We start from the raw sequence: 14,598 nt of genomic DNA on the forward strand, positions 1-14,598 counted from the left end.
GCACGCGGCCCCATCGCCCACAGGTTGGGCTCCTACAGGGAAAGGGCTTTGCGCCACACCACCCCTCAGGGTTTGCCCGTGTTTGAGCCTTGGGCGACAAGCCGACTTGAGCGATCGCTTTAACTTCTTTTTTTCACGGTGCAGGCGCAAGACATGGGTTTTGCGCGGCCACAGTCAGGCTGCATCGGTTGACACCACTGGAGACACGCATGGTTCGATTGAAAGTCAATGGCGAGGCCGTGTCGGTCGATGCCAAGCCGGAGACCCCTTTGCTGTGGATCATCCGCGAAAAGCTCAACCTCACCGGCACCAAGTTCGGCTGCGGCATTGCGCAGTGCGGTGCCTGCACCGTGCACCTGAACGGTCAGCCGGTGCGTTCATGCGCGCTGCCCCTGTCGGCAGCCGAGGGCAAAGACATCACCACGGTGGAAGGCCTGATGAAAACGCCCACAGGCCAGGCACTGCAAGCCGGTTGGGTCAAAGCACAAGCACCGCAATGCGGCTACTGCCAGTCGGGTCAGCTCATGACAGCGGCCAAGGTGATCAGCGTGGTCAAAAAGAACCTCAGCCGCACTGAGATTTTGGAAGCCATGAGCGGCAACATCTGCCGCTGCGGCACCTACAACCAGATCGCCAGCGCGGTCTCGCACGCGCAGAAAACCCTCCAAGGAGGCAAGGCATGAAAACCATGAACACCCCTTTGACACCGAGCGTATCGCGCCGCTCCTTCATCCTCGGCTCGGGCGGTCTGGCCCTGGGCCTGTCCTTTGGCCTGACGCAAACCGAGCTGGCGCTGGCCCAAGCCCCCGGCGCGGCAGGCATGGCCCCCAACAGCTGGATCAACATTGGCCTGGACGGGGTGGTCACCTTGATGTCGCCCGCCTCCGAAATGGGCCAAGGCACCATGACCGCCATGCCCATGCTTTTGGCCGAAGAGATGGACCTGGACTGGAGCCAGGTGCGCGTGTTGCAGTCGCCCAGTGACCCCAAACGCTTTGGCAATCCCCGCTTTGGTGGCGGCATGACCACCGGCGCATCGCGCACGGTGCAAGGCTATTACGAGCCTCTGCGCCTGGCTGGTGCCCAGGCCCGTTTGGTGATGGTGAACGCTGCGGCCCAAGCCATGGGCGTGCCTGCTGGCGAGCTGCGCACCGAAGCCAGCCGCGTGATCCACAGCAGCGGCCGCGCCATGACTTACGCCGACATTGCCAAGGTGGCCAAGCCCCCGGCCGAGCTGCCCAAGGTGGACAAGAGCATGCTCAAGCCGATGGCGCAGTTCCGCCTGATCGGCAAAGACATTCCCCGCGTGGACGTGCCCGCCAAATCGAGCGGCCAGGCGCTGTACGGCATTGACCAGCGTTTGCCCGGCATGCTGTGGGCATCGGTGCTGCGTGCGCCGGTGCAAGGCGAGGTACCCGAAAGCGTGGACGACAGCGCTGCCCGTGCGGTGGCCGGTGTGAAAAACGTGGTGCGATTGCCCTACGGCGTGGCCGTGGTGGCCGATTCGTTTTTCACGGCCAAGACCGCACGCGACCAGCTCAAGGTGGTGTGGAGCCGCAACTCCAAAGCCCGCGTGCAGTACACCGACCAAATGCGCGTGGAATACACCAAGCGCGCCGAAGACCTGACGGACAAAGGCGTGGCCTTCATCGCGCACGGCGACGCAGCGGCCAAGTTGGCGGGCGCCAGCAAAACCTTCAGTGCGTCCTACATCAGCGAGATGGTCAGCCACATTTGCCTGGAGCCCATGAACTGCACAGCGCGTGTGGACGGCGACAAGATCGAAGTCTGGGCACCGGCGCAATCGGCCTCGTTTGTGACCGGCACGGTGGCGGGCGCGGGCGGCTTCAAGCCGGAAAACATCACCGTCAACATCACCTTGCTTGGGGGTGGTTTCGGCCGCCGCGTGGAAGCCGATTACTCGGCCGATGCAGCCCTTGTCGCCAAGGCCATGCCAGGCACGCCCATTCAGGTGATCTGGACCCGCGAAGACGACATGGTGCACGACAAGTACCGCCCCATGACCGGCCAGCACCTGGTGGCCGGGGTGGACGCACAGGGCAAGATCGTGGGCCTGCTGCACCGCGTGGTGTCCGAGGGCATTTATTCACGCGTGGTGCCACCGGCTTTCAAAGCAGCTGGAGGCAAAGACGCCCCCGTGATGGAAGGGGTCGAAATCACCTACGACATCCCCGACCACAGCGCGCAGTTCATGATCGAAGAGCGCGGCATCCAGGCCGGCTTCTGGCGTGCAGTGGGCCCGGGCTACACCAAGTTCGCCATCGAGACCCTGATCGATGAAGTGGCGCGTGGCGTGAAAGCAGACCCAATGGCCTACCGCATGGACTTGCTGAAAAAACACCCGCGTGGCCAAGCCGTGCTCAAGGCCGTGGGCGACATGTCGCAATGGGGCAAAGCCAAGCTGCCCAAAGGCCATGCACTGGGCCTGGCATATTCAGATGCGTGGAACACCTATTGCGGCATGGTGGTGCAAGTGTCCATCGTCAAGGGCCGCCCCAAGGTGCACAAGGTCTGGGCAGCGGTGGACTGCGGTCACGCTTTGCAGCCGCAAAACATCCAGGCGCAGATCGAAGGCTCAGTCATCTTTGGCTTGTCGGCCGCCTTGCACGAACGCATGGATTTCAGGGCCGGTGAACCCCTGCAAACCAACCTGAACACCTACCAGGTGCTGCGCGCCAACGAAACGCCCGAAGTGTTCGTGAAGGTGATGCCCACCGACAACCACCCCGGTGGCATTGGTGAAGTGGGCCTGCCGCCCTTGGCCCCGGCCATTGCCAATGCGATCGCGTCAATCAACGGCAAGCGCTTGCGTGCTTTGCCGCTGCCGATGGTGTGATTTTGGAGTCGCTCAGGCCAAGGCAACCTGCGCCTTGGCCTGAATGATCCGGCTCGCTGAAGTTTGCAATGTGTGAGACATGTCCTCTCGCCACTCGCCACTCGCCACTCGCCACTCGCCACTCGCAGAGTACGACATGATGGGTTTCGGCGCAGGCCCATGTCGGGGTCTTCGACCGCCGACCTACAACATCTTTGCGCATTGAAAACTTCACAAGGCCGCATCCACAGATTCGAAAGGGGTGGTGGTGATCGGGCACTTGTCGGGGCTAAAGCCACCGACCTACGGGGGACTTTGTAGGTCGGCAGCTTTAGCTCCGACAGGGTTAGTCGGGGCTGCATGTCAACTCTGTTGCCACAAACTTACCGGAATGCAGTAGCAAAACCATGTCAGTCTTCATAAGGCCGCATCTATTGCGCCAGGCATCAAGCCCAAATCACGTCCACGATCAGTTTGATGGAAATCAGCAGCAAGCCCACTTGCACCCCTTTGAAGAACCAGTCATCAGCGATCTTGCGTGTGAGGTAGGCGCCCGCCACGGTGCCCGCCAAGGCAAACGGGATCAGCACCAAGGCGCCCATCAGTTCGCTCGGGCCATACGGCTGTAGCGCGTGGTAAGGCCCCAGCTTGGCCAGGTTGATGCATGCAAAATACAAGGTCGAGGTGCCCGCAAACACCAACTTGGGCAGTTTTTGGGGCAAGAGGTAAACCTGAAACGGTGGCCCACCCGCATGCGAGATGAAGCTGGTGCAACCCGACAAACCGCCCCAAAACAATCCCTTTTTCCAGTTCGCGGGGCGTGGCGCTTGCGCGTTTTTGCGCTTGCGCCAGGCGTTGAGCACAAAGCCCACGCCCATGAGGCCGATCATCATTTTCACGGCCGTGTCCGACACCAACGAAGCGGTGAGCCATCCCACCAGCACCCCGCCCACGCCTGCGGGTATGAGGATTTTCAGGTTGATGGCACTGAAGTTTTTGCGGTAAAGCCACAAGCCCACCGCGTCAGAGATGATGTAAATCGGCAGCAGCATCACCACCGCTTTGACCGGGGACATGAACAGCGAAAGAATGGGCACAGACAGCATGCCCACGGTGGGCAAGCCGCCTTTGGACAGGCCCACCAGGGCCGCCGCCAGCCCTGCCCAGATCAGGTAAGTTGCATCTGCCATGTCATATTTTTGATTCGGCCCTATGAAGTGTTCAATACTCAAAAATGTTGCAGGTCGGCGGTCGAAGACCCCGACATGGGCCAGTGCCGAGACCCATCATGTCGGACTCTGCGAGTACCGACCTACGAGATGAAATTTCTCACACATTTCAAACTTCAGCGTCCCGGATGTATGGGCGCTGCTCTGTGCTCAGCCCTGATCGCACCCCTGTTCGAATCTGCGTGCTCATAAATAGCCGCGCGCCCAGCCCAGGCCGCGTGAAGTACCGCCCGCCGACGCATCGGCCGGGTTGTACTCGCAGCCAATCCATCCGTCCCAACCGCATTCGGCGCTGACTTTGTCAATCGTCTGGAAGATGTGTGTCCAGTTCACCTCGCCCGTGCCCGGCTCGTGGCGGTGCGGCACTTCGGCAATCTGAAAATGCCCCACCCGACCCGTGGGCAGGTACTGGGCAATCTTGGCGCTCAAGTCACCCTCGACGATCTGGCAATGAAACAGGTCCATCTGCACCTTGACGTTGTCTGCGCCCACCGCACGCACGATGCGGTGTGCGTGGTCTTGTCGGTTGAGGTGAAAGCCCGGCACGCTGCGGGTGTTGATCGGCTCGATCAGCACATCGCGCCCGGCCTTGGCGGCTTCGACGGCGGCCCATTGCAAGTTGCTGATGAGTGTGGCGTCGGCCGCTTCAGCTTCTGCGCCTGATGCACGCAAGCCGACCATGGCGTGGATGCGCGGGCAGTTCAGCGCATCGGCATACACCAAAGCTTGTTCTATACCGACCCTGAACTCGGCTTCGCGCCCGGGCACACTGGCCGTGCCCCGGCTGCCGCTCTCCCAAGCTTGGGTGAAGCTCGCGCTGTCGGTGCCACCGGGTGGCGTGTTGAACAGCACCTGCTGCAAGCCGTTGGCCTTCAAGCGGGCGACCAGCTCTTGTGCTGGGAATGCGTAGGGAAACAAGTACTCCACGGCCTTGAAACCGTCTTTGGCCGCGGCTTCAAAGCGGTCCAGAAATGGCAGGTCGGGGTACATCATGGAGAGGTTGGCGGCAAAACGGGGCATGGGTTTTCTTTCGGTCAGTGTTGATGGTGATGGACGACACGCATGGATTGCCGCGCTTGGCTCGCAATGACAAAACCAGCGTCATCGCGAGGCGGGAGGCTACACACCGCCACGTCATCGCGAGGTACGAAGCGATCCATGGCAGCGCTCACCACTTCGCGCCAAAGGTCTGGCGCAGTTCCTCCAGTTCGCTGGCGGTCAATGGCGTGGTGTGGGTGGCCAACAGCATGAGCCGCGCGGTTTCTTCGAGTTCTTCGAGCGTGGCCATGGCGGCCGCAGGCGTGTCGTGCCACACATTGGGCCCCAGACGCGGCAGCATCACGGCGCGAATGGGTGTGCCTTGCGCGGCATGGCTGCGGATCAGGTCGGCCACCTCTTGCGCCGCCTGAGTGCTGCCGGGGCGGTGATAGGGCAACAGCGGCACATGGCCGACTTTCATCACAAAGTAGGGGGTGATGGGTGCCAGCAACTCAGGACCGACGGCGTTCAGGCTGAGCGCCACGCAATGCGTGCTGTGGGTATGGATGACGCAACGTGTGTCCGCATCGGTTTCGCAAGCAGCGGCGTAAATTTGGCGGTGCAAGGCGATGGTTTTGCTGCCCTTGTCGCCGCTGACTTGTTTGCCCTGCACATCCAGCTTGGCCAGTCGTGCCGGGTCCAGAAAACCCAGACAGGCGTCGGTGGGGGTGATCAAAAAGCCGTCATCGAGACGCACGCTGATGTTGCCCGCCGTGGCGTGCACATAGCCCCGCTCAAACAAGCTGCGGCCCACGCGGCAGATCTCTTCGCGTGCTTGGGATTCATTCATGCGAGGTCTCCAAAACTCGTTGCAGCATTCAAAAATACGGACTCTTTCAAAATGTCGGACTCTTCGAGTGCCGACCTACAAGATAGCCTGCCCTGACATGCCCTGCCCTGACATGCGCACGCGCTACGCTGAAATTGCGTTTGCGTATTGCCTGCATCACACCGACGACATCCAACTCTGTGTCACGACCATGTCGGACTCTTCGAGTGCCGACCTACAAGATAGCTTGCCCTGTAGGTCGGTGGTCGAAGACCCCGACGTTGGGGAGCGTTCAACGCAACACCCCAAAGGCTTTGCTGAAAAAGTCTTCGGTGCCGAAGTTACCTGACTTGAGCGTGATGTGCACACCTGAAGGTGCATGGCACCACGGCACACCGGGGTCGATTTGTGGGCCAATTTGCAACTGCGCAACGCCCAGCGCCTGCACACAAGCGCCCGAGGTCTCGCCGCCCGCCACGACCAGCTGCTTCACGCCCAAATCGGCCAAGCCACGCGCCACAGCGGCCAGCGCGTGTTCAACCAAAGCGCCCGCCTCGGCCACACCCAACTGCGTCTGCACGGCTTTGACGGCCTCGGGCTCGGCGGTGGAATACACCAGCACCGGGCCGTCCTGGAGCAGCGGCGCGGCCCAAGCCAGCACCTGCTGTACAACCGCGTCGCTTTGGCCGTGCATCAGCGCCGCAGGGTTGATCGCCATCGCGGGGCGGCCGGAAGCTTTGAAGTGCGCCACTTGCGCATTGGTGGCCAAAGAGCAACTGCCCGAGACCACGGCTTGCCAACCACCAGCCGCTGGCAACTGGCTGGCTTGCAAAGAAGGCTCCAGACCAAAGTTGGCGGGCAGGCCAATCGCCACGCCCGAACCGGCGGTCACCAGCGGCATGTCCTTCAAGGCAGGCCCCAGAAGATGCAGGTCGTCGTTGCTGGTCGCGTCCACCACGGCCACGCCCACACCTTCGGCACGTAGCGCGGCAATCCGTTCGCGGATGGCCGCCGCGCCAAGGACGACGGTTTTGTAGTCGATCAGGCCCACCTTGCGTTTCGTTTGTGCTTGCATCACGCGCACCAGGTTCGCATCCTGCATGGGCGTTAGAGGGTGGTTTTGCATGCCCGATTCGTTGAGCAGCACATTGCCCGCGAACAGGTAACCTTTGAACACGGTGCGGCCGTTGTCCGGAAAGGCGGGGGTGGCGATGGTGAAGTCCGTGCCCAGCGCGTCCATCAGCGCTTCGGTCACGGGGCCGATGTTGCCTTCGGGCGTGCTGTCAAAGGTCGAGCAGTATTTGAAATAAATCTGCTGCGCCCCTTGGGCCTGCAACCACTTCAAGGCGTCGAGCGACTGCGCGATGGCCTCAGCAGCCGCAATGGTGCGCGACTTGAGCGCCACCACCACCGCATCCACATCGGTGGCCAGTGGCCCAGTGGGCACGCCAATGGTTTGCACCACCCGCATGCCCGAGCGCACCAGGTTGTTGGCGAGGTCCGTCGCACCGGTGAAGTCGTCGGCGATGCATCCGAGTTTCAAGCAAGCGTTATTCGGCATGTCCATGTCCTTGGCTATTGTTTCAAACGATGGCAAGAGGGGTAGATGTGTAGGAGCTTGCCTGCAAGCGATCCCCCGTGGACCGCAAGCCATCGCCAACAGGCTGGCTCCTGCAAACGAATCAAAGTTGAGTTGCGCTTTTGGGCAACTCAATGCCCGGGAAAATCTTGATGACCGCGCTGTCGTCTTCCTTGGCAAAGCCCGCTGTGCTGGCCTGCATGAACATCTGGTGCGCGGTGCTCGACAGTGGCAGCGGGAACTTGCTGGCACGCGCCATGTCGAGCACGATGCCCAAATCCTTCACAAAAATGTCCACGGCCGACAACGGCGTGTAGTCGGCCGCCAACACATGGGCCATGCGGTTTTCAAACATCCAGCTGTTGCCCGCACTGTTCGTGATCACCTCGTACAAAGCGGCCGGGTCCACACCCTCGCGCAAGCCGAGCGCCATGGCTTCGGCTGCAGCGGCAATGTGCACGCCCGCCAGCAACTGGTTGATGATCTTGACCTTGCTGCCCGCGCCTGCGCTGTCGCCCAGTTTGTAAACCTTGGCAGCCATGGCGTTCAAGAAGGGCTCGGCCAGCGCATAGGCCTCAGGCTTGCCCGCTGTCATCATGGTCATCTGGCCGGATGCCGCTTTGGCAGCGCCACCCGAGATGGGCGCGTCCACATAACGCAGACCCATGGCTTCCAAGCGCTCTTCCAAAGCCACCGACCAGTTGGGGTCCACGGTGGAGCACATCACGAACACGCTGCCCGGCTTCATGCTGGCCGCGCAACCCGGGGTGCTGCCATCGCCAAACAACACGGCTTCGGTCTGCGCGGCATTGACCACCACCGACACGATCACGTCACACGCCGCGCCCAGCGAGGCCAGCGAGTCGTGCGCGGTGCCGCCCTCTTTGGCAAACGCAGCGGCCACCTCGCGGCGCACATCAAACACCTGCACGCTGTGCCCGGCGCGGCGCAGCGATGCGGCCATGCCCGAGCCCATGGCCCCCAAACCAATCAAACCGACTGTCGTCATCTCATCTCTCCCGTGTCAATCGCTGCACCCCGCTTGGCAAAGCGTGGGGGTCAATCCAAAGTGATCTTGGCGAAGCTCGCCACTTTTTTCCATTGCGCCGTGTCGGCCTGCATGAAGCTGGCCATGCCTTGGGCGTTCACCCAGGTCGGCTCGGCACCGGCTTTCTGCATGGCGGCCTGGACTTCGGGCTGCTTGGCCACACGCTCCAGCGCTTGTTCCAGCTTTTGCGCAACCGGTGCAGGCAGGCCCGCAGGCGCGGCCACACCAAACCAGGCAAACACCTGATAGCCCTTCATGCCGGCCTCTTCCATGGTGGGCACATGGGGCAAAGCGCTGCTGCGCTGGGGCGTGGTCACGGCCAGGGCCTTGAGCTTGCCGCCGTTGATCAGGCCCAGCGCCGAGGGCAGGTTGTCAAACATCATGTTCACTTCGCCCGCCATCAGGCCCGTGAGACCTGCGGCCGCGCCGCGATAAGGGATGTGCGTGACGAACGCGCCCGACTGGCTTTTGTACAACTCCGCACTCAGGTGCAGCGAGGTGCCCTGCCCGTTCGAGGCGTAATTGAGCTGGCCCGGCTTGGACTTGGCAAGCGCCGTGAGTTCGGCCACCGTGTTGATGCCCGAAGCCGGGTTGACCACCAGCACATTGGGCACGCGGCCCAGCAGGGCCACCGGGACAATTTGCTCGGGCTTGTAAGGCAGTTTGCTGTACAGCGCCGGGCTGATGGTGAGCGGCGGCGAGGCCATGAGCAAGGTGTAGCCATCGGCCGCCGCACGCGCCGCCTCGGCCGCGCCCAGGTTGCCACCCGCACCGGGCTTGTTGTCAATGACGATGGACTGGCCCAACTCCAGCGCCAGCTTGGGCGCGACCAGACGGGCCATGTTGTCAATCAGGCCACCGGGCGGAAAAGGCACCACCAGCTTGATGGGGCGGGTGGGCCAGGCTTGGGCCGAAGCGGTGCTGGCCATAAATGGCGAAGCGGCTAGGCATACGGCCGCTGCCGCGATCCAGTTTCTGCGTTGCATGGGGTGTCCTGATTCGAATTGATCAGGTCATCATACAAATTTTGGGTAGGGTTGGCATCAGGGTGATCACGGGGGCATGTTCTTTCTGCTCCGGCACGCTGAAGTTTGGAATGCGTGAGAAATGTCATCTTGTAGGTCGGCACTCGCAGAGTCCGACATGATGGGTTTCGGCACAGGCCCATTTCAGGATCTTTGAACGCCGACAACACCCTTGAGCATTGAAATCTTCACAGAGCCTAATCAATACCAAAGCTGACTCGGTTGATCAGTCCGTACAGCAAGTATTGAGTAGCTGGGGTGGTTTGCATGTGGCGGTTAACAGCCCCGATATTCCGTCGCCCAAAGCTCAAGTTGCTGGTACCGATCGGGCAGTCTGGAGCCTGTTCTGGATCTCAATCTGACTGGCATGTTTTATTGCCTGCGCAGTGAAATTCCAGCGATTTTGGCCAGTGGTAGCGGTGACACAGTGAGCTTGTCGTCGATTCTGGGACTCAACAGCATGGCCGGTCGAGCAGCATATGTTGCCATCCAACATGGTGTTGTGGGCCTGATCAAATAAGCCATCCTGGACTATGCACGAACAGGGCGGCGCATCCATACGGTTGAACCAGCTTATGTCGATACACCCCTTCTGAAAGATCGCACCGCTGATGAGCGTCAAAGCATTGCCCAGATGCATGCAATGGGGAGGATGGCAAGGCCTCAGGAAATCGCGGAGATCGTTGCTTTCTGCCCGAGCATTTTTCATCACTGGGCAAACGTAAGGGTAAATGGTGGCTCATCAGCACGTTGACCAGCACATGCGCAACATTTTAAAATTTTGAATTGCATGGCATCTTGATCGATTGACCATTACTCAGCCACCTCCACTTTTACTTGCAGAGATATCCAATGAATGAGCGCAGTGTGATCGTTTCCGAGGAAGTCGATGTCAATCAGGCTGAGCCTGTTAGCCCCTGGTTTACCTTCGTGATTGCCTGCTTGCTTGTTGCGATTTTTTTTGCACTTTTCATCGCGACTTTTTGATGAAATTATCCAAGGTCATCAGAAGATAGACTGCTCCGGATCGTGTAGAAACGGTCGGTGGTGATCGACGTTGTTCTGGCTAGAAGCAGTCTTCATCTCTTTCAAAACAAATACCGCTTTGGGTCGGCTACCGACGGCAATTCGGCGTGTGGTGGTCCGCTTGCACCCTTAATCACAGTGGTGCCCGAATCGCAAGCCGAATGGCATCGGCCTGCGTCAGGGGCTGCCTGCTGAAACTCAACGCAACATTTGCGCTTCATCACTCATTCTTGAAAACGAACTCCTGGGTCGCGGTGATTTCACCGGATTCGGCTGTGCACTTGTATTGCAGCATCGCCGCTCTGACTGCTGCGTGAAAAACGCTCGGTCCAGACAGAATCGTCACCTCCTTGACAGCACCCTCTTTGATCAGAGCTTGCGCTCTGACGACCCCTTCAGTTCCATGCTGAATCGCCCTTCGAGGCATTTCCGGTTGAACTTGAGTCGGGCAGGCCACTCTGATATCCGATCGATTGGGGGCCGGCTTGGGTGGCGCCGGTAACACTGGCGGGGCAATCACTGGAAGCGTTGGCGGAGGAGTTGAAACTGATTGAACCACCGGTGCAGTCGACGTTGCGGGGGGCGCAACGTCAGGCGGAGGCACAAACGGAGGCGGTGGCGCTTCGACCCTGGGCACCTCTTGTGGTTTGATTGGCTTCGGCGGTGGTGGTGGAGGCGGCGGTGGAATGATGACTTCCTGGATCACGACCGCTTCGAGTGGCTTTTTCAAAGCCACCAGCGCGTTCTTGGCCGTGCCCGAGACGATGGCCCAGCCAATCAAAATGTGCAGTGCAACCACAATCGCGATGCCTTTGTAGCGCCGCGAGGGGTCCTTCGGTTTGTAGACCGGATGCAAGCCAGAGCGTGTATTCATTGGACGAACTGCTCACTTCCAATCACGGCCATCTTTGTCAGTCCCTTTCGTTTGGACGTGGACAGGACATTGGCAAAGACGGCATATTGCGAAGCCTTATTAGGCCGGATATGCACCTCGGGCTGTGAAACCAATTGACCAATGGAGGCCATTTTGGCTTCCAGTTGCTCTGCGGACACCGCCTGACCTTGCCAATAAACCACACTGTTTTCATCAATGTCGATTTGGATTTTTTCAGGCTTGATGCTGTTGGTCGGTGGTGTGCCTACTGGCATATCCAGATTGACCGAGTGCAACTGAATCGGAATGGTGATGATCAGCATCACCAGCAGCACCAGCATCACGTCAATCAATGGCGTCGTGTTGATGTCCATCATCACTTCTGGATCGCCAGCGCCAGAACCGGATCTTATGTTCATGGCCATGCTTAGCCTCCCAGAGGTGGTGGTTCAGTGATGAAGGCCACTTTGACAATTCCGGCACGCTGGCATGCGTACAAGATCTTGCCAACGCCTTCGTAACGTGACGCCATATCACCGCGAATTTGCACTTCGGGCTGTGGGGTGACGGTGGACACTTTCTTCAACTTGTCCACCAGTGCTTCCACGTTGGCCACTTTCTGGTCATACCAGTAGATGCCACCCATGGTGTCCACTGAAATGATGATGTTTTCTGGTTTGGATTGCCGAATCTCCACCCGTTCCTTGGGCAAAGAAACCGGAATGGATGTAGTGACCACGGGTATGGTGATCAGAAAGATGATGAGCATGACCAGCATCACGTCCACAAGGGGCGTGGTGTTGATGGTTGAGATCACTGCCCCGTCATCTCCGTCTGGACTTCCTACGTTCATCGACATAGCGCCACCCTTTTGCGTACGGTATGCAATGAATTAGTTCTTGGCTGAGGTGGAAGCCACAAGCACGGCATTCAAGTCATGGCCGAAGCTGCGCACGTCATCCATGACATCTTTGTTGCGATTGACCAGCCAGTTGTAGCCCAACACGGCGGGGACGGCAACGGCCAAGCCGATGGCGGTCATGATCAAGGCCTCACCCACGGGGCCAGCCACCTTATCGATGGAGGCCTGGCCAGAAATACCAATGGCCGACAGCGCGTGGTAGATGCCCCACACAGTACCAAACAGACCGACGAAGGGAGAAACCGAACCGACGGTGGCCAAAAAGGACAGGCCACTTTGCATTTCGCGGTTCACCCGGTCAACGGCGCGCTGCATGCTCATGCTGATCCAGTCCGCCATGGGAATGGGGCTCATGAGTCCACCGTGTTTTTTGCTGGCTTCCAGACCAGAAGCAGCAATGAACTGATAAGGACTGTCCTGGGTCAAAGCAGAGGCTCCCTGCGCGAGGGAGCTGGCACTCCAGAATTTTTCGACTGCTTCACGACCCAAACGAGCCACCTTGCGCTGCTCAAGAACCTTGACAGCCAAAATGTACCAACTGCCCATGCTCATGATGACCAGGATCAACAGCACGCCTTTTGCAACAGAGTCCGAAGTTGTCCAGACAGCAGCCATGCCATAGGGGTTGTCGGCGGCTGCCGGGGTTTCAGCCTTTTGTGGTGTCACTTGCGCCGTCTGGGACACTGCAGTCGCAGGCCCAGCTGCTGGTGCAGCGGATTGGGCTAACGCATTGGTTGAAATGCCGACCATTGAAGCAAATACCAATCCGAGTGCCAAGGCCCAGGTGCGTATCCACACGTTAATTTTTGTCTCCATGACGATCTCCTTTATAAAATGAAATTCAAACTTCTTTTGCACTCGGATGGGTCGCCCAAAATGCGACTTTTTGTGGTGAATCCAAACAGATTCAATCTCTTCTTTCACTCGACACGCTCAATATTTTCCCGGGGTTCAGTATTCCTGTCGGATCGAAGGAGTGTTTCACCTGACTCATCAAACTGCCCGTGCATTCGCGCGGTCTGTCTAATGCTGGCCTGAAGTCCCACCCAAGCTGTATCTCGGTGGAGGTGGATTGAGTGCCCATGCGCGACTAAGCGTTGCCGTCAGCCGACATACCCAGCAAGGCCATCAGGACTTCGTGGCGCCCCCTCATGTACTCGCGGGTCTCGGGCCACGTGCGCTGCGCGGCAACTTCAAGGGCGCTGCGGACCTGCGGATCCGCCAACATGTCCCGCACGGGCCAGAGATAGTTCTTCAGTCCGAACGCGATCGCAGCACTGCGCGGCAGTTTCACCAGCGTCTGGTGCTCGGAACGGATGAATCCTTGCTCCAGCAGTCGTTCAGGTGTCATCGGTGGGACCAGGTCCAGCGCATCGGCATGTCGAAACAGCCTAGGCGACAGGTGGGGACCCCAGTTTCGCCTCCAGACCACCCGTTCAGGTCGCATGGCATGAAACGCACGGTCTACCGATGTTGCGAGGTGGGCCTCGTATTGCGGCACGCTGCCCTGGTGAATCTCCCGTGTCGTCCGACCCAGCTTCGCCCGTTCGTGGCTCAAGTTGCGGTCCTCTTCCCACTGCGCGCGCTGTTGCTCGTGCTCTGGACCTGGGTCAGGCCGATCGAAGTAACTGCGCAACGACCAGCCGTTTGGAAACAGCAGTGCGCCGCTCATCAGACGGTAGGTGACCTGGCCCTGCGCATCCGTTTCTGAGGGCAGCATGAGCAGGAAATCCTCGGTGGTCAGTGCCGCCACGGCAACCATCGGCTGCGCGCCCTGCGGACCGACATCGACGACCACACCAGTCAGATGGCAAGTGACGTGATCGCCTTGCCGGCTGAACGCGAGCGGATGCTGCGTTGTGAGCCACTGCACGACGCGATCACGCAACTCGGTCTCGGCCAGCAAGACCGTCTGCGAGTCCAGCCGGTCGACCACCCAGGTGCGCCGTGTTGCCAGCAGCGCCAAGCGCTGCCTCATCTGCTCGGGGTAGGTCGAGTCAATCTGCAGCCAGCTCGGGTCGCCCGCCGGATAGGCATTCATCAACACCGTCTGCGGAGGGGGCAGCAGGCGCTGCATGTGATCGCCCGGCAGGGCGCGCACCTGTTCCGCATCCACTGGCACCGCATCCAGCTGGAGGCCATGCGGTACATCGCGAGTGGGTGATGCGGACTCGACGAACTCGAGTCCCATCAGCCCCCTCGGTTTGTCAAACGGTTCGGTCATGCTCTTGCCTGGTCGTGACAGGGTTCGT

The 14,598-nt window shown here is 59.9% G+C and carries 17 protein-coding genes; 5 read left to right on the plus strand and 12 right to left on the minus strand.

Going from position 1 to position 14,598, the window contains the following annotated elements; genetic code table 11:
- Nucleotides 1–209 precede the first annotated feature (209 nt).
- Entirely contained in the window at nucleotides 210–683 is a 474-nt protein-coding gene (locus tag H663_RS34550; RefSeq protein ID WP_053169274.1) for a (2Fe-2S)-binding protein, read from the plus strand.
- Nucleotides 680–2,857, plus strand: a complete 2,178-nt coding sequence (locus H663_RS34555) for a xanthine dehydrogenase family protein molybdopterin-binding subunit (protein WP_053169276.1) — start codon at nucleotides 680–682, stop codon at nucleotides 2,855–2,857. The genes H663_RS34550 and H663_RS34555 overlap by 4 nt, the downstream gene beginning before the upstream one ends.
- A 425-nt stretch (nucleotides 2,858–3,282) precedes the next feature.
- Here H663_RS34555 and H663_RS34560 read toward each other — a convergent pair whose 3' ends face one another.
- From H663_RS34560 to H663_RS34585, 6 genes are all read right to left on the minus strand, one after another.
- On the minus strand, nucleotides 3,283–4,026 hold the full coding sequence (locus H663_RS34560) for a sulfite exporter TauE/SafE family protein (protein WP_053169278.1): 744 nt from the start codon (nucleotides 4,024–4,026) through the stop codon (nucleotides 3,283–3,285).
- Between the two features lie 225 nt (nucleotides 4,027–4,251).
- Nucleotides 4,252–5,085, minus strand: a complete 834-nt coding sequence (gene otnI / locus H663_RS34565) for a 2-oxo-tetronate isomerase (RefSeq protein WP_053169280.1) — start codon at nucleotides 5,083–5,085, stop codon at nucleotides 4,252–4,254.
- Nucleotides 5,086–5,233: 148 nt separating this feature from the next.
- The gene (locus tag H663_RS34570) at nucleotides 5,234–5,893 is read right to left on the minus strand and encodes a class II aldolase/adducin family protein (protein WP_053169281.1); all 660 of its coding nucleotides are present in this window, start codon (nucleotides 5,891–5,893) and stop codon (nucleotides 5,234–5,236) included.
- Nucleotides 5,894–6,164: 271 nt separating this feature from the next.
- Nucleotides 6,165–7,433, minus strand: coding sequence for a 3-oxo-tetronate kinase (gene otnK / locus H663_RS34575; RefSeq protein ID WP_053169443.1), 1,269 nt, complete (start codon nucleotides 7,431–7,433; stop codon nucleotides 6,165–6,167).
- A gap of 121 nt (nucleotides 7,434–7,554) precedes the next feature.
- On the minus strand, nucleotides 7,555–8,460 hold the full coding sequence (gene ltnD, locus H663_RS34580) for an L-threonate dehydrogenase (RefSeq protein WP_053169283.1): 906 nt from the start codon (nucleotides 8,458–8,460) through the stop codon (nucleotides 7,555–7,557).
- 50 nt (nucleotides 8,461–8,510) lie between these two features.
- Nucleotides 8,511–9,485: a Bug family tripartite tricarboxylate transporter substrate binding protein gene (locus tag H663_RS34585; RefSeq protein ID WP_053169285.1), complete on the minus strand. Its 975-nt coding sequence runs from the start codon at nucleotides 9,483–9,485 to the stop codon at nucleotides 8,511–8,513.
- A gap of 385 nt (nucleotides 9,486–9,870) precedes the next feature.
- On the opposite strand from H663_RS34585, the gene H663_RS42520 reads away from it, so the two are divergent.
- The 3 genes from H663_RS42520 to H663_RS42410 all read left to right on the plus strand — a co-directional run bounded on the left by H663_RS42520 (nucleotide 9,871) and on the right by H663_RS42410 (nucleotide 10,511).
- Nucleotides 9,871–10,044, plus strand: a complete 174-nt coding sequence (locus tag H663_RS42520; RefSeq protein ID WP_420844055.1) for an SDR family NAD(P)-dependent oxidoreductase — start codon at nucleotides 9,871–9,873, stop codon at nucleotides 10,042–10,044.
- A 6-nt stretch (nucleotides 10,045–10,050) separates the two neighbouring features.
- The gene (locus H663_RS42525) at nucleotides 10,051–10,278 is read left to right on the plus strand and encodes an SDR family oxidoreductase (protein WP_420844056.1); all 228 of its coding nucleotides are present in this window, start codon (nucleotides 10,051–10,053) and stop codon (nucleotides 10,276–10,278) included.
- Between the two features lie 98 nt (nucleotides 10,279–10,376).
- Nucleotides 10,377–10,511, plus strand: coding sequence for a hypothetical protein (locus H663_RS42410; RefSeq protein WP_276309837.1), 135 nt, complete (start codon nucleotides 10,377–10,379; stop codon nucleotides 10,509–10,511).
- 259 nt (nucleotides 10,512–10,770) lie between these two features.
- On the opposite strand, the gene H663_RS34600 is transcribed toward H663_RS42410, so the two are convergent.
- From H663_RS34600 to H663_RS34625, 6 genes are all read right to left on the minus strand, one after another.
- Nucleotides 10,771–11,424: an energy transducer TonB gene (locus H663_RS34600; protein WP_053169287.1), complete on the minus strand. Its 654-nt coding sequence runs from the start codon at nucleotides 11,422–11,424 to the stop codon at nucleotides 10,771–10,773.
- Nucleotides 11,421–11,849 carry an ExbD/TolR family protein gene (locus H663_RS34605; protein ID WP_053169289.1) on the minus strand — a complete coding sequence of 143 codons (429 nt, stop codon included), beginning with the start codon at nucleotides 11,847–11,849 and terminating at the stop codon, nucleotides 11,421–11,423. The genes H663_RS34600 and H663_RS34605 overlap by 4 nt, the downstream gene beginning before the upstream one ends.
- Nucleotides 11,850–11,851: 2 nt before the next feature.
- Nucleotides 11,852–12,283 carry an ExbD/TolR family protein gene (locus H663_RS34610; protein ID WP_053169291.1) on the minus strand — a complete coding sequence of 144 codons (432 nt, stop codon included), beginning with the start codon at nucleotides 12,281–12,283 and terminating at the stop codon, nucleotides 11,852–11,854.
- A 33-nt stretch (nucleotides 12,284–12,316) separates the two neighbouring features.
- Entirely contained in the window at nucleotides 12,317–13,162 is an 846-nt protein-coding gene (locus tag H663_RS34615; RefSeq protein WP_053169293.1) for a MotA/TolQ/ExbB proton channel family protein, read from the minus strand.
- Between the two features lie 91 nt (nucleotides 13,163–13,253).
- Complete coding sequence (locus tag H663_RS42530; protein ID WP_116695899.1) at nucleotides 13,254–13,430, minus strand: FAD-linked oxidase C-terminal domain-containing protein; 177 nt, start codon at nucleotides 13,428–13,430, stop codon at nucleotides 13,254–13,256.
- A 6-nt stretch (nucleotides 13,431–13,436) separates the two neighbouring features.
- On the minus strand, nucleotides 13,437–14,570 hold the full coding sequence (locus tag H663_RS34625; RefSeq protein WP_083451008.1) for a heme-dependent oxidative N-demethylase family protein: 1,134 nt from the start codon (nucleotides 14,568–14,570) through the stop codon (nucleotides 13,437–13,439).
- Nucleotides 14,571–14,598: the final 28 nt, after the last annotated feature.

This window comes from Limnohabitans planktonicus II-D5, assembly GCF_001270065.2.
GTDB classification, from domain to species: domain Bacteria; phylum Pseudomonadota; class Gammaproteobacteria; order Burkholderiales; family Burkholderiaceae_C; genus Limnohabitans_A; species Limnohabitans_A planktonicus.

What these genes read in the sequence shown, in the direction of transcription:
- H663_RS34550 (WP_053169274.1), top strand. Translation starts at nt 210, where the DNA reads ATGGTTCGATTGAAAGTCAATGGCGAGGCCGTGTCGGTCGATGCCAAG.
- H663_RS34555 (WP_053169276.1), top strand. Translation starts at nt 680, where the DNA reads ATGAAAACCATGAACACCCCTTTGACACCGAGCGTATCGCGCCGCTCC.
- H663_RS34560 (WP_053169278.1), bottom strand. Translation starts at nt 4,026, where the DNA reads ATGGCAGATGCAACTTACCTGATCTGGGCAGGGCTGGCGGCGGCCCTG.
- otnI (WP_053169280.1), bottom strand. Translation starts at nt 5,085, where the DNA reads ATGCCCCGTTTTGCCGCCAACCTCTCCATGATGTACCCCGACCTGCCA.
- H663_RS34570 (WP_053169281.1), bottom strand. Translation starts at nt 5,893, where the DNA reads ATGAATGAATCCCAAGCACGCGAAGAGATCTGCCGCGTGGGCCGCAGC.
- otnK (WP_053169443.1), bottom strand. Translation starts at nt 7,433, where the DNA reads ATGCCGAATAACGCTTGCTTGAAACTCGGATGCATCGCCGACGACTTC.
- ltnD (WP_053169283.1), bottom strand. Translation starts at nt 8,460, where the DNA reads ATGACGACAGTCGGTTTGATTGGTTTGGGGGCCATGGGCTCGGGCATG.
- H663_RS34585 (WP_053169285.1), bottom strand. Translation starts at nt 9,485, where the DNA reads ATGCAACGCAGAAACTGGATCGCGGCAGCGGCCGTATGCCTAGCCGCT.
- H663_RS42410 (WP_276309837.1), top strand. Translation starts at nt 10,377, where the DNA reads ATGAATGAGCGCAGTGTGATCGTTTCCGAGGAAGTCGATGTCAATCAG.
- H663_RS34600 (WP_053169287.1), bottom strand. Translation starts at nt 11,424, where the DNA reads ATGAATACACGCTCTGGCTTGCATCCGGTCTACAAACCGAAGGACCCC.
- H663_RS34605 (WP_053169289.1), bottom strand. Translation starts at nt 11,849, where the DNA reads ATGGCCATGAACATAAGATCCGGTTCTGGCGCTGGCGATCCAGAAGTG.
- H663_RS34610 (WP_053169291.1), bottom strand. Translation starts at nt 12,283, where the DNA reads ATGTCGATGAACGTAGGAAGTCCAGACGGAGATGACGGGGCAGTGATC.
- H663_RS34615 (WP_053169293.1), bottom strand. Translation starts at nt 13,162, where the DNA reads ATGGAGACAAAAATTAACGTGTGGATACGCACCTGGGCCTTGGCACTC.
- H663_RS42530 (WP_116695899.1), bottom strand. Translation starts at nt 13,430, where the DNA reads ATGGGCACTCAATCCACCTCCACCGAGATACAGCTTGGGTGGGACTTC.
- H663_RS34625 (WP_083451008.1), bottom strand. Translation starts at nt 14,570, where the DNA reads ATGACCGAACCGTTTGACAAACCGAGGGGGCTGATGGGACTCGAGTTC.